This window comes from Leisingera methylohalidivorans DSM 14336, from assembly GCF_000511355.1.
GTDB lineage: Bacteria > Pseudomonadota > Alphaproteobacteria > Rhodobacterales > Rhodobacteraceae > Leisingera > Leisingera methylohalidivorans.
The window spans coordinates 152,107-168,645 of the sequence record NC_023135.1; the positions used below are offsets into that span (position 1 = coordinate 152,107).

Genomic DNA, 16,539 nt, shown 5'->3' on the forward strand with positions numbered 1-16,539 from the left:
TGTTAAACAGCCGAAAGCTGCCTTTGCGGAAGAATTGCGCTGGAGGGGTTAAGGAAGTGTTTACTGGAAAAATTATTTCCTAAAATGAAAAACCCCGGCGCAGGGCCGGGGTTTTCAGGAGACGGAGGGATCCTAAAAGGCGATCAGCCGATGGCGGCTGCTTTCACATCCTCGTCGATATAGGGCAGGTACTGGCCGAAGTTGTCGGAGAACATCTGAACCAGCTTGGCCGCCTGGCGGTCATAGGCTTCCTGGTCGTCCCAGGTGCGGCGCGGGTCCAGCAGCACTTCCGGCACGCCGGGCACTGTGACAGGAACGTCAAAGCCAAAGTTGCTGTCCTTGCGGAACTCGGCCTCGGCCAGCGAACCGTCCAGTGCGGCGGTCAGCAGCGCGCGGGTCGACTTGATCGGCATCCGGCTGCCGACGCCATAGGCGCCGCCGGTCCAGCCGGTGTTGACCAGCCAGCAGGTCGCGCCGTGCTGGGCGATCTTTTCACGCAGCAGGTTGCCGTAGACCTCGGGGCGGCGCGGCATGAAGGGGGCGCCGAAGCAGGTCGAGAAAGTCGGCTCCGGCTCGGTCACGCCGCGCTCGGTGCCGGCCACCTTGGAGGTGAAGCCCGACAGGAAGTGGTACATCGCCTGCGCCGGGGTCAGCCGGGCGATCGGAGGCAGAACGCCGAAGGCATCGCAGGTCAGCATGATGATGTTCTTCGGGTGGCCGCCGCGGGCGCTTTCCGATGCATTGGAAATGTAATGCAGCGGGTAGGCGCAGCGCATGTTCGCAGTCAGGCTGTCATCGTTGAAGTCCAGATCTTTGGTTTCCGGATCAAAAACCATGTTCTCGATCACGGTGCCGAACTTTGACGTGGTGGCGTAGATCTCCGGCTCGGCTTCAGCGTTCAGATTGATGGTCTTGGCGTAGCAGCCGCCCTCAAAATTGAAGGTGCCGTTGGCCGCCCAGCCATGCTCGTCATCGCCGATCAGGACGCGGTCGGGGTCGGCGGACAGGGTGGTCTTGCCGGTGCCGCTGAGGCCGAAGAACACGGCGGTGTCGACCGGGTTGCCCTTGGCGTGGTTGGCGGAACAGTGCATCGGCATGATGCCCTTTTCCGGCAGCAGGTAGTTCAGCAGGGTGAACACGGATTTCTTGTTCTCGCCTGCGTATTCGGTGCCGCCGATCAGGATCAACTTGCGGTCGAAATTCATCGCGATGACGGTTTCAGAGCGGCAATCATGCTTCTTGGGGTCGGCCTGGAAGCCGGGGCAGTTGATGACGGTGAAATCAGCGATGAAATCATCCAGGTCCTCGCGCTCGGGACGGCGCAGCATGGTGCGGATGAACAGGTTGTGCCAGGCCAGTTCGGTCACCATGCGGACATTGATCGCATGGGCCGGGTCAGCGCCGCCCACCAGGTCCTGGACGTAGTAGTCCTTGCCCTTCATATGCTCCAGCATGTCGGCATAAAGCGCGTCAAAGCCTTCCGTGCTCATCGCTGCGTTGTTGTCCCACCAGATGGTGTCGCGGACGCTGTCGGATTTGACGACGTGCTTGTCTTTGGGGGAGCGGCCGGTGAATTTGCCGGTGGTCACCAGGAATGCGCCGCCATTGCCGAGCGTGCCCTCGCCGCGTTTCAGCGCGGCTTCGATCAGCGCCGGCTCCATGAAGTTGTAGTAGACATTTCCCAGACCCTCGATGCCCTGATCCTCGAGGCGGAATTGCGGGTTAACCCGTCCAGATGTCATGCGTTTTTTCTCCTGTGGCGGCGCGGGCGGCACGCAGGCTGCGCGGCTGCGCCAGTGGGGCAATAGAAAACGGCATCGCTGCCGGTGGCGGGGTCTTAACACGTCGTTTTGGGCAGTGAACAGGCCGGTCCTCCCCAGTTAGCGCCACCAAGGCAACGTTTAGCGCAACCATCAGTTTAGGCCGGTGCCGGTGCCCGCTTGTTCAGCAGACGCTAAGGTATTTTTGCCCTAATGGAGACCAAAGATCGCCCTGATTCTTCAAATGGGATTGATTCGGGGCACCATAACGGCGATGAAAGTGGTAAAAAACAAAACATAACAGAGCAGATTAGGGGCAATTCCGATGTCAAAGATTGCATTGGTAGATGATGACAGGAACATCCTGACTTCCGTTTCCATGACGCTTGAGGCCGAAGGCTTTGAGGTGGAAACCTATAACGACGGCCAGGCGGCGCTGGACGCATTCAATAAGAAGCTGCCGGACATGGCCGTGCTGGATATCAAAATGCCGCGCATGGACGGCATGGACCTGTTGCAGCGGCTGCGCCAGAAATCTCAGATGCCGGTGATCTTCCTCACCTCCAAGGACGATGAGATCGACGAGGTTCTGGGACTGCGCATGGGCGCGGATGATTATGTGAAAAAGCCGTTTTCCCAGCGGCTGCTGGTTGAACGGATCCGGGCGCTTTTGCGCCGTCAGGAGGCGCTTGGCAATGATCAGGCAGGCACGGCCAGTCCGGAAGCCAAGGTCATGGAGCGCGGCAACCTCCGCATGGACCCGCTGCGCCACGCGGTCACTTGGAAGGGCAGGGACGTGTCCCTGACGGTCACCGAATTCCTGCTTCTGCAAGCGCTGGCCCAGCGGCCGGGTTTTGTAAAAAGCCGCGACCAGCTGATGGATGTGGCCTATGATGATCAGGTCTATGTCGATGACCGCACCATCGACAGCCACATCAAGCGCCTGCGCAAGAAAATGCGCAGCGCGGATTCGGATTTTGCGGCAATCGAAACCCTTTATGGAATCGGTTACCGTTATAACGAAGAATAAGCGGCACGTTTAAGCGGGGCAGTTTGCCCCCGGGCCGAAGGAGTGGGCGCGCATGCGCGATACCAGCATTACGCAACGCCAGCTGGACGGCGATGTTGTTCTAGGGGAAGACTGGGTTACCCCCGAGCAATCCGTCACGCGGGAGATGCAGGTCAAGCGCGCGCGCCGGGGGCTTTTATCGCTCAAGGGTTCGCCTCTGACCCGGAAGATCATCACATTCAACCTGATCGCCTTGATCATCTTGGTCACCGGGATCCTGTATCTGAATTCCTCGCGTCAAAGCCTGGTGCAGCAGAGGGCGGGCACATTGGTGTCCGAGGCGATGCTGGCAGCGGATGTATTCGAGGCCGAAATGCCGGCCGCAGGCGCGGTCAGCTTTGCCGCAGGTGATGGCATCCAGGTGGAGGACACCCTGGCGCGGCTCAGCCTGCGCGGCGGCGTCGAGGCCTTTGTGTTCGACACCACCGGTAATCTGATTTCCAGCATCAAAGGTGTCGACCGCAGCGATGCCCTGAACGTGTTGAATGACAGCGGCCGAAGCCGCACGCTGATCAGCGATGCGCTTTCGGCCTTGTGGGGTATCGCGGATGGCGGCGATGCGGCTGCTGTCAACTCCGCCGCGTTAGGGCCGGCCTTAGAGGAACGGCTGGGCGGTTTGGTCGACCGGGCGATGAACGGCGGCACCGGCATTGAAACTGTGGCCGACACCACCGGCAGCCGGGTGATCTCCGCGGCAACACCGATCATGCACAATGACAGAGCAGTCGGCGTCATTGCGCTGACCTCCCCCACTGGCGAAGTGGACGCTCTGGTGCGCGGCGAGCAGGAGCGGGTGCTGCAGATGTTTGTCGTCGCCCTGCTGGTCTCGGTCGGGCTAAGCTTGGTGCTGGCCTCGACCATTGCCAACCCGCTAGCCGATCTCGCAGAGGCAGCCGAGCTTGGCCGCGAACGCGGCAGCCGCCAGTCCAATCCGGGCCGGATCCGGATTCCCGATCTGACTGCCCGGCCGGACGAAATCGGACGGCTGAGCCGGGCTCTGCGCGGAATGGTCAAGGCGCTGTACTCCCGGATCGACAGCAACGAACAGTTTGCGGCCGACGTGGCGCATGAAATCAAGAACCCCCTGGCCAGCCTGCAATCGGCCGTCGGCACGCTGCGCATGGTCCACCGTGATGATCAGCGCGAAAAGCTGATGGATGTGATCGAACACGATGTCCGCCGCCTGGACCGGCTGGTCAGCGATATTTCCAACGCCTCGCGGCTGGATGCCGAGCTGGTCAAGGAAGAGGAAGAGGATTTTGATCTTCTGGCCATGCTGGGCAACCTCAACCAATACTTGGGGGAAGATGCACGTGCCAAGGGGATCGACTATATCACGGACTTGCCCGCCCAGCCCATTCAGCTGCAAGGCCTTGAAGCACGATTGGCACAGGTTTTTGTCAATCTGATCACCAATGCGATCTCGTTCTGCGAGGAGGGCGACGCCATCCGCGTTTGGGCGCGGCGCCGTGCCAACCGGGTGCTGATTGTGGTCGAGGATACTGGCCCTGGCATCCCGGAGCAGGCGTTGTCGAAGATCTTTAAACGCTTCTACTCGGAGCGCCCGGTGGAGCATTTCGGTAACAATTCAGGACTCGGTCTGGCAATCTCGAAACAGATCGTCGAGGCGCACGGCGGCGTGGTTTGGGCCGAAAATATACGCCCGACCGAGGCCGATGTGACATCGGAACCGCTGGGGGCGCGGTTCGTGGTTGGTCTGCCGGTGTAACCATGTCTGACACAGAAAGCCTTATCCTGCATGCCTCCTGCGTCGCGCTCGAGGGGCGGGGGCTTTTGATCACCGGCACCTCCGGGCAGGGAAAATCCGCGCTGGCACTGCAGCTGATGGCCTTTGGCGCCCAGCTGGTTGCCGATGACCGGGTGTTACTGCAGCTTTTGGACGGGCAGGTTGTCGCCAGCGTCCCAGAGCCGATCCGCGGACTGATCGAGGCGCGGTACATGGGCCTGCTGCGCGCGCAGATCCGCAGCCCTGTGCCGGTGGCGGTACTGGTGGACCTGGATGAGGCCGAAACAGAACGCCTGCCGATGCGGCACAACACGTTTCTGCTGGGGCAGGAGGTGCTTCGGCTCAAGCGCGTGGAGGGTGCGCATTTCGCTCCGGCCCTGATGCAGTATCTCAGATGCGGGGCTTTGGACCCCGATGCTTGAAGCGGAACAAAAGGCGGTCCCGGCAGTGCTGGTCACTGGACCCTCCGGGGCGGGCCGGACCACGGCGATCAACGTGCTTGAAGACCTTGGTTTTGAAGCGATCGACAACCTGCCGCTCCGGCTGCTGCCCGGACTGATCGATGCTGCTGCGGCACCGCGACCGATGGCGCTGGGGCTGGACAGCCGCAACCGGGATTTCTCGCCACGGGCGCTGCTGGATGTGATCGACATGCTGTCAGGCCGCCGCGAGGTGGAGCTGACCGTGCTGTACCTCGATTCGAAGCCCGATGTGCTGCTGCGCCGCTATTCGGAGACCCGCCGCCGCCACCCGCTGGCGCCTGCGGAATCGCCGGGCGAGGGCGTGCGCCGCGAGCTTGACCTGATGGCGCCGATCCGGGACCGGGCGGATATCCTTCTGGACACCTCGGACATGAATGTCCACCAGCTGAAGGCGGAGATTGAACGCTGGTTCGCGCCCGAAGGCCGGGCGCTCGCACTTTCGGTGCAAAGTTTCTCATACAAACGCGGCATGCCGCATGGTATCGACATGGTGTTCGACTGCCGCTTTCTGGCCAACCCCTATTGGCGGCCAGAATTGCGCCGGCACAACGGGACGGAGGCGGCGGTACAGGACTATGTTAAGTCAGACAGCCGGTTCACCCCATTTTTTACCCGGGTGCTGGACCTCACCCGCCTGCTGCTGCCTGCCTACCGGGAGGAAGGCAAATCGCATTTTTCGATAGCCTTCGGCTGCACCGGCGGACAGCATAGATCGGTGGCGATGGCGGAAACCCTGGCCAAGGCCCTTGCAGAAGACGGTCTGCAAGTGTCAATTAGACACCGCGAGCTGCAAGGCCAGCGAAAGAAGTGAGAGGCCGGGTTGATCGGGATTGTGATCGTAGCGCATGGCGGGCTGGCAAGGGAGTATCTTGCCGCTGTGGAACACGTTGTGGGTCCTCAGCCGTGCCTGATGGCCATTGCCATCGGCCCGGAGGATAACCGGGACAACAAGCAGGATGAGATTTGCACGGCTGCCAATGAGGTGGACAGCGGTGGCGGCGTTGTCGTGGTCACCGACCTGTTCGGCGGCTCTCCGTCTAACCTCAGTCTCAAGGCCTGCGCCCCGGCGGATCGCCGTATTCTGTACGGTGCCAATTTGCCAATGCTGATCAAACTGGCAAAATCCCGCCACCTGCCAGTGGCCGATGCGGTCCGGCAGGCAATGGAGGCCGGGCGTAAGTACATAAACGCGCAAAACGTAAACCCTGACGGGGAGCAGGCACAATAAATGGCATTGAAGACGCTGAAAATTATCAATGAAAAGGGGCTGCACGCCCGCGCCTCTGCCAAACTGGTCGAGGTGGTCGAAGCGTTTGACGCCACGGCAGAGGTGCTGAGGGACGGACTGTCCGCCTCGGGCGACAGTATTATGGGCCTTTTGATGTTGGCAGCCTCGAAAGGAACGACTATTGACGTCGAGACTTCGGGGCCCGATGCTGATGCGCTGGCGCATGCGCTGGAGGCCCTTGTGGCCGGCAAGTTCGGCGAGGGCTACTAGCTCGGCGCCGGCGACGGAACGGGAAAAGGCACATTGGCGGATACCGCACACGACAGGAATACCGGCGCCGCGCCGGAAGCCGCTGATCAAACGGGCGAGGTCTATGACCGCCGCACGCTGACCTATGCCAATTCCTTTGACGACCGCTGGACGTCTCTGGCGATAAAGTCAATCGAATGGTGCACCGGAAAACTGACCATCCTGCGCATGGTCAGCAAGTTCGAGAAGCAGAACGCGGAATACCGCGGCCAGAAATTCTGGCGGGGTGCGCTCAACATAATGGGCATCGATCTGCAGACGCCGGAAGAGCAGATCAATAATATCCCCGAAGACGGGCCTGTGGTGATTGTCGCCAACCATCCGCATGGGATGGTCGACGGTATGATTTTTGCGGATCTGATTGGCCGCCGCCGCTTGGACTACCGTATTCTGACCCGCTCGGTGCTGACCGGCCTGGACGAGGCGGCAACCTCCTTCATGATTCCGGTGCCCTTCCCGCATGACCCCGAAGCCCAACGCAAGATGGTCGACATGCGGGCCAAGACGATGACCTTTCTCAAGCAGGGCGGCGCGGTGGCGCTGTTCCCGTCCGGCGTGGTTATGTCCTCCGACAGCTGGTTCGGCCCGGCGGTCGAGCGTGAATGGAATGTCTTCACTGCGCAGCTGATCCGCCGCTCTGGGGCCCGTGTGGTGCCGATATACTTCCCCGGCCACAATTCACGCTGGTACCAGATTGCCTGCCGGATCTCCCCGATCCTGCGTCAGGGGCTGCTTCTGCATGAGATTGTCCGCTCCTGCAACAAGCCGCAGGCGCCGGTTGTGGGCAAGCCGCTGACGGACGCGCAGATGGAGCAACTGCAAAGCGATCCGCGGGGCTTTATGGCCTGGCTGCGCGAACACACACTCAACCTGGGCAAACAGGACTGACCGTCCTGCTTCTGTCTCGGGCGAAGAATATCCCGGGGGAGAACTGGCCGTGCGGTCAAGAAGGGGGGATGGCCCCCTCCTGCCGGTTCAGGTCAGCGTGTCGGGACCGGGGTTTCACCGCGGTAATCATAAAACCCGCGCTCGGTCTTTCGGCCCAGCCAGCCGGCCTCGACGTATTTCGTCAGCAGCGGGCAGGGTCGGTATTTGGTATCCGCCAGCCCGTCATGCAGCACGTTCATGATTGCCAGGCAGGTATCCAGGCCGATAAAATCCGCCAGCTCCAGCGGTCCCATCGGGTGGTTCGCGCCCAGCTTCATCGATTCGTCGATCGATTTGACCGATCCAACCCCTTCATAAAGCGTATAGACCGCCTCGTTGATCATCGGCATTAGGATCCGGTTGACGATGAAGGCCGGGAAGTCTTCCGCACTGGCAGACGTCTTGCCCAAGCGCGCGACGACTTCCTGGCAAGCGCTGAAGGTGGGCTCATCCGTGGCAATCCCGCGGATCAGTTCGACCAGCTGCATCACCGGCACCGGGTTCATGAAATGGAACCCCATGAAGCGTTCCGGCCGGTCGGTGCGGCTGGCCAGCCGGGTGATTGAGATCGACGATGTGTTGGACGTCAGGATTGTGTGCGGCCGCAGATGCGGCAGAAGATCCTCAAAAATGGCCTGTTTCACGGTTTCCCGCTCGGTGGCGGCTTCGATCACCAGATCGGTTGCGCCAACATCGGCAAGCTTCATAGACAGGGTGATACGCGCCAGCGCAGCTTCTGCCTCGGCCTCGGAGATCTTTCCTTTGCTAGCCTGGCGGGCCAAGTTTTTGTGAATGAGGCTCTGAGCCCCGTCCAGCGCCTGCTGGCTGACGTCGTTCAGCACGACCTCATACCCGGCAAGCGCCAGAACATGGGCAATGCCATTGCCCATCTGCCCGGCTCCGATCACTCCAACCTTCTGAATTTCCATGCCTCAGGCTCCTGAAATATCTGCGGCAACCTTACTGGCGGGCGAAGGTCAGGCACAAGGGCAGCTGGGATCGATTTAAGGCAAATTCTCACTTTAGGGAATTTGCAATGCTTGCACGGCAAGGTGAGTCTCGGGTGAAAAATGGTGGTGAAATGAGTTATGAACTCAAAAGCGCAGGGGCGCTTTCGGGGGAACCATGCAGATATGGGCGTTCCAGGCTGCTGGTCCGGGGTCCGCAACGGTCCCTGGACAAGCCCTACGTCGCCTTTCTTGGTGGAACCGAAGTTTACGGGCGATTCGTTGAATTTCCCTTTGTCGATTCCCTTCAAACTCAGCTTGGACTGGACTGCGTCAACTTGGGCAGTGTGAATGCCGGGCTGGACAGTTTCGCGCAGGATGAAACCCTGATCGGGATCGCCAGGCAGGCGGATGTATCTGTGGTGCAGATGCTGGGCGCGCAGAATATCTCAAATCCCTATTACCGGGTGCATCCGCGCCGCAATGACCGGTTTCTGCAGGCCCACGCGGCCCTCAAGACGCTTTACCCGGAAGTGGATTTCACGGATTTTCATTTCAACAAGCATCTGCTGTGCACCTTGCGGGACATCTCCGGCCAGCGGTTTGAGCAGGTGGAGGAACAGCTGCAGCGAAGCTGGATAGAGCGGATGAGTGTTTTGGTTGAGGCACTTGAAGGCCGTGTTCTGCTGCTATGGCTCCGCTATGAGCTGGATGCCGAAGCCGGCTTCCCTGAGGAACCGGTCCTGGTCAACCGGTCCATGGCCGATGCCTTGCGCCCCAAGGTGCAGGGAGTGCTGGAGCTCAGAACCTCTTCGGCTGCGGTTGCACAGGACATCGGTGGCATGATCTTTGGCCAAATGGAATTGCCTGCCGCCCGCCACATGATCGGCCCGAAGGAACACCTGCGGATTGCCCATGCGCTGGCAGATCGTCTTTCGCCGCTGATCCGGAAATAAGAACACCGTTGGCATTGGAAATAAAAAAGGCCCGCCGGATGGCGGGCCTTTTCTGATTGGTCGGTTGCCGGAGAGGGCTTAGCCCAGTTTCGCGGTCAAGGCCGGGACGGCGTCGAACAGATCGGCAACCAGGCCGAAGTCGGCAACCTGGAAGATCGGTGCTTCTTCGTCCTTGTTGATCGCCACGATCACCTTGGAGTCCTTCATGCCGGCCAGATGCTGGATCGCGCCGGAGATGCCGACAGCGATATACAGGTCCGGGGCAACAACCTTGCCGGTCTGACCGACCTGCCAGTCGTTCGGGGCATAGCCCGAGTCAACCGCGGCGCGCGATGCGCCGACTGCAGCGCCCAGCTTGTCGGCCAGGGCTTCGATCAGTTTGAAGTCTTCTTCGGAACCAACGCCGCGGCCGCCGGAGACAACGATGCCGGCCGAGGTCAGCTCGGGACGGTCGCTTGCGGCAACCTTGTCTTCGACCCACTCGGACAGGCCCGGGTTCGCTGCGGCCGAGATGGCTTCAACCGAAGCCGAGCCGCCGTCGCCGGCTGCATCAAAGGACGCGGTGCGGATCGAGACGACTTTTTTGGCGTCGTTCGATTTCACGGTCTGGATCGCGTTGCCGGCATAGATCGGGCGCTCGAAGGTGCTGCCGTCGACAATGCCGGACACGTCCGAGATCACCATAACGTCCAAAAGCGCAGCAACACGCGGCAGAACGTTCTTGGCGTCGGTGGTGGCCGGTGCAACGATGTGCTCATAGTCGGAGGCCAGACCGGCGATCAGCGCCGCGGTCGGTTCCGCCAGGCGGTGGCCCAGCGATGCGTCCTCGGCAACCAGAACCTTGGCAACGCCTGCGATCTTGGCCGCTTCTTCGCCAGCCGCAGCAGCGGAGGCGCCAGCGGCGAGAACGGTCACGTCGCCCAGTTTGGAGGCAGCGGCCACGGCTTTTGCGGTTGCGTCCAGCGCCAGGGCGCCGTCGGTCACTTCAGCAAGGAGAAGAACAGCCATTACACAGCCCCCGCTTCTTTGAGTTTCTCAACCAGCTCGTCGACGGAACCGACCACGATGCCGGCGGCGCGTGCCGGCGGCTCTTCGGTCTTGACGATTTCCAGGCGCGGCGTGACGTCGACGCCGTAATCGGCGGCGGTTTTCTCGGCCAGCGGCTTTTTCTTCGCCTTCATGATGTTCGGCAGCGACGCATAGCGCGGCTCGTTCAGGCGCAGGTCCACGGTGATGATGGCGGGCATCTTCACCGAGATGGTCTGCAGGCCGCCGTCGACCTCACGGGTCACCTTGGCGTTGCCGCCTTCGATGTCCAGTTCAGAGGCAAAGGTGCCCTGGGACCAGCCCAAGAGCGCCGACAGCATCTGGCCGGTTGCGTTCATGTCGTTGTCGATCGCCTGCTTGCCGCAGAGCACGACGCCCGGCTGTTCTTCCTCGACCACTTTGGCCAGGATCTTGGCAACCGCCAGCGGCTCGATGTCGGTGTGCACGTCATCGGCAGCCACCACCAGGATGGCGCGGTCAGCGCCCATCGCCAGCGCGGTGCGCAGGGTTTCCTGAGCCTGCTTCACGCCGATCGAAACCGCAATCACCTCGTCAGCCTTGCCGGCTTCTTTCAGACGGATGGCTTCTTCGACGGCGATTTCGTCGAAGGGGTTCATCGACATCTTCACGTTGGCGAGATCGACACCGCTGCCGTCCGCTTTGACGCGGACCTTCACGTTGTAGTCAATCACGCGTTTGACAGGCACAAGTACCTTCATTTTGCGTTCTCTCCTTAACAAACGGCAAGCCGCCTTTGGGCGACTCCCCTCCATGCTCTCGCTGCGTTGATACCGGCTGGTGTGCGCCTGCAACAGGGCAAAATCGTCACGTTAGCGCACGCCGACGTCGCGTTTGCGGATTTGGAACATCATTTTTGCAAGAATGTTTCCGGAGGGAAATTTGCCTGCCGGATTAACACCGCCGCGGGCAGGCAAATGACGCGTTGCCCGCGGGATCGGCCGAAAACCGGCACGAAATCGCGAATCAGGCCGCTGGCAGGGGAATCAGCGGTTGGCGCCCGGAACCCACAAGACGTCGTCCTTGCCGCCGTTGTTCGCCGCGCGGGCGGCGACAAAAAACCAGTCCGACAGCCGGTTCAGATACTTAACTGCAGCCGGGTTCACCTCCTCAGACGTGCTAAGGTCGGTGGCCAGCCGTTCGGCGCGGCGGGCAACGGTGCGGCAGACGTGCAGGTGCGCCGCCAGTTTCGAACCGCCCGGCAGGATGAAGCTGCGCAGTGCATCCAGATCCTTGTTCATGCCGTCGATCTCTGTTTCCAGCCGCTCAACCTGCGTCACGGCCACCCGCAGCGGCGGGTATTCAGCCTCGGCGTCTTTTGCCATTTCCGGCCTGCACAGATCGGCGCCCAGGTCGAACAGATCGTTTTGAATGCGGGCCAATGCGGCATCCATGTCGCCCCCGGCCTCCAGCCGTGCGACGCCGACAAAAGAATTCAGTTCATCCGAGGTGCCATAGGCATTGACCCGCGCCGAATGCTTGGCCACGCGATCGCCGTTGCCCAGTGCGGTTTCACCCTTGTCGCCGGTGCGCGTGTAGATTTTGTTCAGTACGACCATTGCCGGTTATCCTCCCTTGCTGCGCAGGTAGACGTAGGCCAGCAGAACCACCACCGCAATGAATTGAAACAGGATGCGCAGGCGCATGATCTTGTTTGCGTTCTTGCGGTTGAACTCGCCGCCTTTGCCAAAGCCGCCGATGCCGACGACCAGTGCCACAACCACGGCGGCAACAGCCGCCAGTCCCAGATAGTACAGCGGATCGCTCATATTGTCCCCCATAGGCGCCACAATTCTGTGCCTTCCTCTACCCTGCGTCCGGTCCGTTGGCGACCGAGAATCCGCTATCCGAGCTTCACCAGGATGCGGTCAATTGCCCTTGTGCTGAGGATCCGGCGCAGGAACCCCGCGATATGGGTCGGGGTGGTGACGAAATAGCGTTCGCGCGGACGGCGGGCTTCGCAGGCGAGCGCCAGCTTGGCCGTAACCGCAGACGCAGGCAGCTCGAACCGGTCCGGTCCATTGCTTTCATAAAGCCGCTTCAGCAGGCGGGATTCGTAAAGATCGCGCAACGGCGAGGCCTTCCAGTCGACGAAACGCTCGAAATGCGGGATCGACTTCTCGCGGATTTTCGAGGTGACCGGACCGGGCTCGATCAGCACCATGTGGATGCCGGACCCCTTCAATTCCACCCGCAAGGTGTCGGTCAGCCCCTCCAGCGCGTATTTGGTCGCCACATAGGCGCCCCGCCAGGGGAAGGTGACAAACCCAAGGATTGAGGAATTTTGCACGATCCGCCCATGCCCCTGCTGGCGCATCACCGGTATCACCTGCCGGGTCAGCTCGTGCCAGCCGAAGAAATTCGCTTCGAAGATGGTGCGCAAGGCGTCGGTCGGCAAGTCCTCCACCGCGCCCGGCAGCCCGTGGGCGCCGTTGTTGAACAACGCATCCAGGGTGCCGCCGGTGGCCTCCAGCACTTCGCCAAGGCCCGCGGTGATGCTCTCCGGATCAGTGTAATCGATCCGCGGGCTCTCGAAGCCTTCTGCACGCATCCGGTCGCAGTCGCGCTGCTGCCGGCAGGAGGCAAACACCCGCCAGCCGCGCTCGCGCATGCCGCGGGCGGCATCCAGGCCGATCCCCGAGGAACAGCCTGTAATCAGGATGGATTTTTTCATGCAGCCGCCTCTTGCTCCCGGAATGTTCCGCAGCAGTTATGGGCGTTTCTTGCTCACCAGGGAAGCGGCAATCCAGCCGACCTTGCCCTTGCCGGGCGCGCGCAGGTGCAGCCATCCGGTGCCGCTGTCCTCAAACACGATTACCTCGTCACCGCCCAGGAGGCGCGCAATCACCGGATAATTGGTACCCGGCCCCTGGCGCATGTTGACTCGCGACGCTCTGATCTGGCGGATGTCTTTTTCCGGTTCTGGCTCGGGTCCAGCCAGCGCCTCTCCTGCCGGCGCTGAAGTATCGCTCAGCACCACAGGTCCTGTAGAGGCGGTCTGTATCCCGGAAATTCCGCCTTCCAGCGATGCCAGTTGCAGCGGGCCGCCCTGACCGGCGTGACCCGCAACTGCCGGAAACACGGTGCTGCTGTCACTGATCGCAAGACGGGCTTGTGTGATCTGCCGCAGCGCCACGCGCGACCGCAATTGCGGGTCTGCGGCCGGCCGCACAGGCTCTGCTGCATCCTGCACCCTATCGGCCGGGCGGAAAGTCACGTTGCGAACCAGAGATTTAGCATTCTCGCCGCCGCGGCTGTCCTGCCCGGTCTCATCCGGCGCGGCAAAGGCCGCTTTGGCAATTTCCAAGGCGTCCGACCGCTCCTTGCGCGGCTCGAAGTCAGCCCCCCCGCTGAGTTCATAAAAGCCCCAGCCCAGAAAAGCGAAAGAGACAATAATAAATCGCGACATAACCAGTCCCCCAAGTACCACCACGCGGGCAGCTGCACAGAATTGCATTTGTTTGAGAAATAAACGCGCGGCGCTGCTGCCTGGTTCCCTTTTATCTAGGGCAAGTTAAGGCCGCGGAAACAGGGGAGAGTCGGCCGGCTTCTCCCCTAAACCGCATCTGCCGCAGCTGGAGCGGCGCAGGACTGTGCGAATTTCGCCTGCGCCCGCTTTACCAATTCCGGCGGCGGCAGTATCACCAATCCATGACCGACCTGGTAGAAGACCCCGACATGCCGTCCGCCCCCGAACAAGGCGAAATCCTGGAACCGCTGCGCCGCGCCATTGGCGAGCGCTATCTGACCTATGCGCTCAGCACCATCATGCATCGGGCGCTGCCTGACGCGCGCGACGGGCTGAAGCCGGTGCACAGGCGGATTCTCTATGCGATGAACCGCCTGCGGCTCAGCTCCACGGGCGGCTTTCTGAAGTCGGCCAAGATTTCCGGCGACACCATGGGCGACTTCCACCCGCACGGCGACGCCGCGATCTATGACGCGATGGCGCGTCTGGCGCAGGATTTCAACGTCCGCTACCCGCTGGTGGACGGCCAGGGCAACTTCGGCAACATCGACGGCGACAATCCGGCGGCCTCGCGCTACACCGAAGCACGGATGACCTTTGTCGCCGAGGCGATGCTGGAGGGGCTGAACGAGGATTCCGTCGATTTCCGCGACAATTATGATGGCCGCCTGACCGAACCGGCCGTGCTGCCCGCGACCTTTCCGAACATTCTGGCAAACGGTGCCGCAGGCATTGCCGTCGGCATGGCGACCAATATCCCGCCGCACAACATCGCTGAACTGATCGACGCCTGCCTCCATCTGATCAAAATTCCGGATGCCCGCGACGACACCTTGCTGAACTATGTGCCCGGTCCGGACTTCCCGACCGGCGGCGTCATAGTCGAACCCAAGGAAAACATCGCCAAGGCCTACAGCACCGGGCGCGGCTCCTTCCGCCTGCGCTGCACCCATGAGGTCGAGGACCTGGGCCGCGGCCAGTGGCAGATCGTGGTCACCGAGATTCCCTATCAGGTCCAGAAGTCCAAACTGATCGAGAAGATCGCCGAGCTGATCCAGACCAAGAAGGTGCCGATTCTTGCGGATGTGCGCGACGAATCGGCGGACGACATCCGCATCATCCTTGAGCCCAAGTCCAAGAACGTGGACCCCGAGGTTCTGATGAACATGATGTTCCGCAACTCGGACCTGGAAATCCGCTTCAGCCTGAACATGAACGTGCTGATCGACGGGGTGACCCCCAAGGTCTGTTCGATGAAAGAGGTGCTGCGCGCCTTTCTCGACCACCGCCGCGACGTGCTGCAGCGCCGCTCGCAGCACCGGATGGAGAAAATCGACCACCGGCTGGAGGTCCTGGAAGGCTTCATCATCGCCTTCCTGAACCTCGACCGGGTGATTGACATCATCCGCTATGACGAGGATCCCAAGGCCGCCCTGATCCGCGAGGACTGGAGCGCGGACCACCCGCGCGCCTTCACCGAAGCCGACTACATCACTCCGGCCCAGGGCGCGGGCGAACTGACCGAAGTGCAGGCCGAGGCGATCCTCAACATGCGCCTGCGGTCTTTGCGCAAACTGGAAGAGATCGAACTGGTCCGCGAACGCGACGCCCTGCGTGCGGAACGCGCCGGGCTGGTCGAACTGCTGGGCTCGGAGGAGCTGCAGTGGTCCCGTATTTCCGAGCAGCTGAAAGAGACCAAGAAGCAGTTCGGCAAGGACTACTCCGGCGGCGCCCGCCGCACCCGCTTTGCCGAAGCGGGCGAGGTCGAGGATGTCCCGCTAGAAGCGATGATCGACCGCGAACCGATCACCGTTGTCTGCAGCCAGATGGGCTGGATCCGGGCCATGACCGGCCATATCGACCTCAGCCGCGAGCTGAAGTTCAAGGACGGCGACGGCCCGCGCTTTGTTTTCCATGCGGAAACCACCGACCGTTTGCTGGTGTTCGGCTCCAACGGTCGTTTCTACACCCTGTCAGCCTCGAATCTGCCGGGCGGGCGCGGCATGGGCGAACCGCTGCGTCTGATGGTCGATCTGCCCAACGAAGCTGAGATCGTCGACCTTCTGATCCACAACCCCGAGGGCCGATTGCTGGTCGCCTCGGATGCGGGCAACGGCTTCATCTGCGCCGAAAAGGAAATCGTTGCCCAGACCCGCAGCGGCAAGCAGGTGCTGAACGTCAAGGATGACGACCACGCCAAGATTTGTATCCCGGTTGAAGGCGACCACGTCGCCATTGTATCGGAAAACGGCAAGTTTCTGGTCTTCGCGGTCGAGGAGATGCCGGAACTCACCCGCGGCAAGGGCGTGCGTTTGCAGAAATACAATATGGCCCGCGGCAAGCAGGGGGCGCTGGAACTGGACGGCGGTCTCAGCGACATCACCACCTTCAACTGGGATGACGGCCTCAAGTGGGAAATGGGCGGCGGCAAGACCCGGCACGAGGCCGATCTCAGCCAATGGCTGGGCAAGCGGGCCGGAATCGGCAAGCGCCCGCCGCACGGCTTCCCGCGCGACTACAAGTTCAAATAGGGCGGCAGTGTCCTGCTGCAGCCTGTGCCCCCGCGCCACCTGCGCGGGG

Annotated in this window: 17 protein-coding genes; 9 read left to right on the forward strand and 8 right to left on the reverse strand. The window is 61.6% G+C overall.

The genetic code is table 11. The features are described from left to right. Positions 1-143: 143 nt before the first annotated feature. Positions 144-1,742, reverse strand: coding sequence for a phosphoenolpyruvate carboxykinase (locus METH_RS00815; protein ID WP_024088496.1), 1,599 nt, complete (start codon positions 1,740-1,742; stop codon positions 144-146). 343 nt (positions 1,743-2,085) lie between these two features. Between METH_RS00815 and METH_RS00820 the strand changes: the two genes are divergently transcribed. Genes METH_RS00820 through METH_RS00850 form a run of 7 tightly spaced genes read left to right on the forward strand, consistent with a single transcriptional unit; the run spans position 2,086 to position 7,483 of the window. Next, a complete protein-coding gene (locus METH_RS00820; protein WP_024088497.1) occupies positions 2,086-2,790 on the forward strand; it encodes a response regulator transcription factor in 705 nt (234 codons plus the stop codon). Positions 2,791-2,842: 52 nt separating this feature from the next. Next, a complete protein-coding gene (locus tag METH_RS00825; RefSeq protein WP_024088498.1) occupies positions 2,843-4,558 on the forward strand; it encodes a sensor histidine kinase in 1,716 nt (571 codons plus the stop codon). Positions 4,559-4,560: 2 nt separating this feature from the next. Next, a complete protein-coding gene (locus METH_RS00830) occupies positions 4,561-4,998 on the forward strand; it encodes an HPr kinase/phosphorylase (protein ID WP_024088499.1) in 438 nt (145 codons plus the stop codon). Continuing rightward, positions 4,991-5,869 (forward strand): RNase adapter RapZ, encoded by an 879-nt coding sequence (gene rapZ / locus METH_RS00835; protein WP_024088500.1) that lies wholly within the window; start codon positions 4,991-4,993, stop codon positions 5,867-5,869. Before METH_RS00830 ends, rapZ begins: the two co-directional genes overlap by 8 nt. A gap of 9 nt (positions 5,870-5,878) precedes the next feature. Further along, positions 5,879-6,286 (forward strand): PTS sugar transporter subunit IIA, encoded by a 408-nt coding sequence (locus METH_RS00840; protein ID WP_024088501.1) that lies wholly within the window; start codon positions 5,879-5,881, stop codon positions 6,284-6,286. Continuing rightward, positions 6,287-6,556, forward strand: coding sequence for an HPr family phosphocarrier protein (locus METH_RS00845; protein WP_024088502.1), 270 nt, complete (start codon positions 6,287-6,289; stop codon positions 6,554-6,556). A 33-nt stretch (positions 6,557-6,589) separates the two neighbouring features. Next, positions 6,590-7,483: a lysophospholipid acyltransferase family protein gene (locus tag METH_RS00850; protein ID WP_024088503.1), complete on the forward strand. Its 894-nt coding sequence runs from the start codon at positions 6,590-6,592 to the stop codon at positions 7,481-7,483. Between the two features lie 92 nt (positions 7,484-7,575). Here the strand turns inward: METH_RS00850 and METH_RS00855 are convergent, their stop codons facing one another. Continuing rightward, on the reverse strand, positions 7,576-8,451 hold the full coding sequence (locus tag METH_RS00855; protein ID WP_024088504.1) for a 3-hydroxybutyryl-CoA dehydrogenase: 876 nt from the start codon (positions 8,449-8,451) through the stop codon (positions 7,576-7,578). A gap of 152 nt (positions 8,452-8,603) precedes the next feature. Here METH_RS00855 and METH_RS00860 point away from each other — a divergent pair, with 152 nt between their 5' ends. Further along, on the forward strand, positions 8,604-9,425 hold the full coding sequence (locus tag METH_RS00860) for a DUF6473 family protein (protein WP_024088505.1): 822 nt from the start codon (positions 8,604-8,606) through the stop codon (positions 9,423-9,425). 78 nt (positions 9,426-9,503) lie between these two features. On the opposite strand, the gene METH_RS00865 is transcribed toward METH_RS00860, so the two are convergent. From METH_RS00865 to METH_RS00890, 6 genes are all read right to left on the reverse strand, one after another. After that, positions 9,504-10,433: an electron transfer flavoprotein subunit alpha/FixB family protein gene (locus METH_RS00865; RefSeq protein ID WP_024088506.1), complete on the reverse strand. Its 930-nt coding sequence runs from the start codon at positions 10,431-10,433 to the stop codon at positions 9,504-9,506. Then, positions 10,433-11,191 carry an electron transfer flavoprotein subunit beta/FixA family protein gene (locus METH_RS00870; protein ID WP_024088507.1) on the reverse strand — a complete coding sequence of 253 codons (759 nt, stop codon included), beginning with the start codon at positions 11,189-11,191 and terminating at the stop codon, positions 10,433-10,435. The genes METH_RS00865 and METH_RS00870 overlap by 1 nt, the downstream gene beginning before the upstream one ends. A 285-nt stretch (positions 11,192-11,476) precedes the next feature. Beyond that, positions 11,477-12,049 (reverse strand): cob(I)yrinic acid a,c-diamide adenosyltransferase, encoded by a 573-nt coding sequence (locus METH_RS00875; RefSeq protein WP_024088509.1) that lies wholly within the window; start codon positions 12,047-12,049, stop codon positions 11,477-11,479. Positions 12,050-12,055: 6 nt separating this feature from the next. Then, positions 12,056-12,259: a twin transmembrane helix small protein gene (locus tag METH_RS00880; protein ID WP_024088510.1), complete on the reverse strand. Its 204-nt coding sequence runs from the start codon at positions 12,257-12,259 to the stop codon at positions 12,056-12,058. A gap of 74 nt (positions 12,260-12,333) precedes the next feature. Then, positions 12,334-13,164, reverse strand: coding sequence for an SDR family NAD(P)-dependent oxidoreductase (locus METH_RS00885; RefSeq protein WP_024088511.1), 831 nt, complete (start codon positions 13,162-13,164; stop codon positions 12,334-12,336). A gap of 36 nt (positions 13,165-13,200) precedes the next feature. Continuing rightward, positions 13,201-13,899 (reverse strand): SH3 domain-containing protein, encoded by a 699-nt coding sequence (locus METH_RS00890; RefSeq protein WP_044008296.1) that lies wholly within the window; start codon positions 13,897-13,899, stop codon positions 13,201-13,203. A gap of 242 nt (positions 13,900-14,141) precedes the next feature. On the opposite strand from METH_RS00890, the gene parC reads away from it, so the two are divergent. After that, the gene (gene parC, locus METH_RS00895; protein WP_024088513.1) at positions 14,142-16,490 is read left to right on the forward strand and encodes a DNA topoisomerase IV subunit A; all 2,349 of its coding nucleotides are present in this window, start codon (positions 14,142-14,144) and stop codon (positions 16,488-16,490) included. Positions 16,491-16,539: the final 49 nt, after the last annotated feature.

Bases quoted from the DNA above. Each gene is read 5' to 3' on its own strand.
- METH_RS00815 (WP_024088496.1), bottom strand. From the start codon at position 1,742: ATGACATCTGGACGGGTTAACCCGCAATTCCGCCTCGAGGATCAGGGC.
- METH_RS00820 (WP_024088497.1), top strand. From the start codon at position 2,086: ATGTCAAAGATTGCATTGGTAGATGATGACAGGAACATCCTGACTTCC.
- METH_RS00825 (WP_024088498.1), top strand. From the start codon at position 2,843: ATGCGCGATACCAGCATTACGCAACGCCAGCTGGACGGCGATGTTGTT.
- METH_RS00830 (WP_024088499.1), top strand. From the start codon at position 4,561: ATGTCTGACACAGAAAGCCTTATCCTGCATGCCTCCTGCGTCGCGCTC.
- rapZ (WP_024088500.1), top strand. From the start codon at position 4,991: ATGCTTGAAGCGGAACAAAAGGCGGTCCCGGCAGTGCTGGTCACTGGA.
- METH_RS00845 (WP_024088502.1), top strand. From the start codon at position 6,287: ATGGCATTGAAGACGCTGAAAATTATCAATGAAAAGGGGCTGCACGCC.
- METH_RS00855 (WP_024088504.1), bottom strand. From the start codon at position 8,451: ATGGAAATTCAGAAGGTTGGAGTGATCGGAGCCGGGCAGATGGGCAAT.
- METH_RS00860 (WP_024088505.1), top strand. From the start codon at position 8,604: ATGAGTTATGAACTCAAAAGCGCAGGGGCGCTTTCGGGGGAACCATGC.
- METH_RS00865 (WP_024088506.1), bottom strand. From the start codon at position 10,433: ATGGCTGTTCTTCTCCTTGCTGAAGTGACCGACGGCGCCCTGGCGCTG.
- METH_RS00870 (WP_024088507.1), bottom strand. From the start codon at position 11,191: ATGAAGGTACTTGTGCCTGTCAAACGCGTGATTGACTACAACGTGAAG.
- METH_RS00875 (WP_024088509.1), bottom strand. From the start codon at position 12,049: ATGGTCGTACTGAACAAAATCTACACGCGCACCGGCGACAAGGGTGAA.
- METH_RS00880 (WP_024088510.1), bottom strand. From the start codon at position 12,259: ATGAGCGATCCGCTGTACTATCTGGGACTGGCGGCTGTTGCCGCCGTG.
- METH_RS00885 (WP_024088511.1), bottom strand. From the start codon at position 13,164: ATGAAAAAATCCATCCTGATTACAGGCTGTTCCTCGGGGATCGGCCTG.
- METH_RS00890 (WP_044008296.1), bottom strand. From the start codon at position 13,899: ATGTCGCGATTTATTATTGTCTCTTTCGCTTTTCTGGGCTGGGGCTTT.
- parC (WP_024088513.1), top strand. From the start codon at position 14,142: ATGACCGACCTGGTAGAAGACCCCGACATGCCGTCCGCCCCCGAACAA.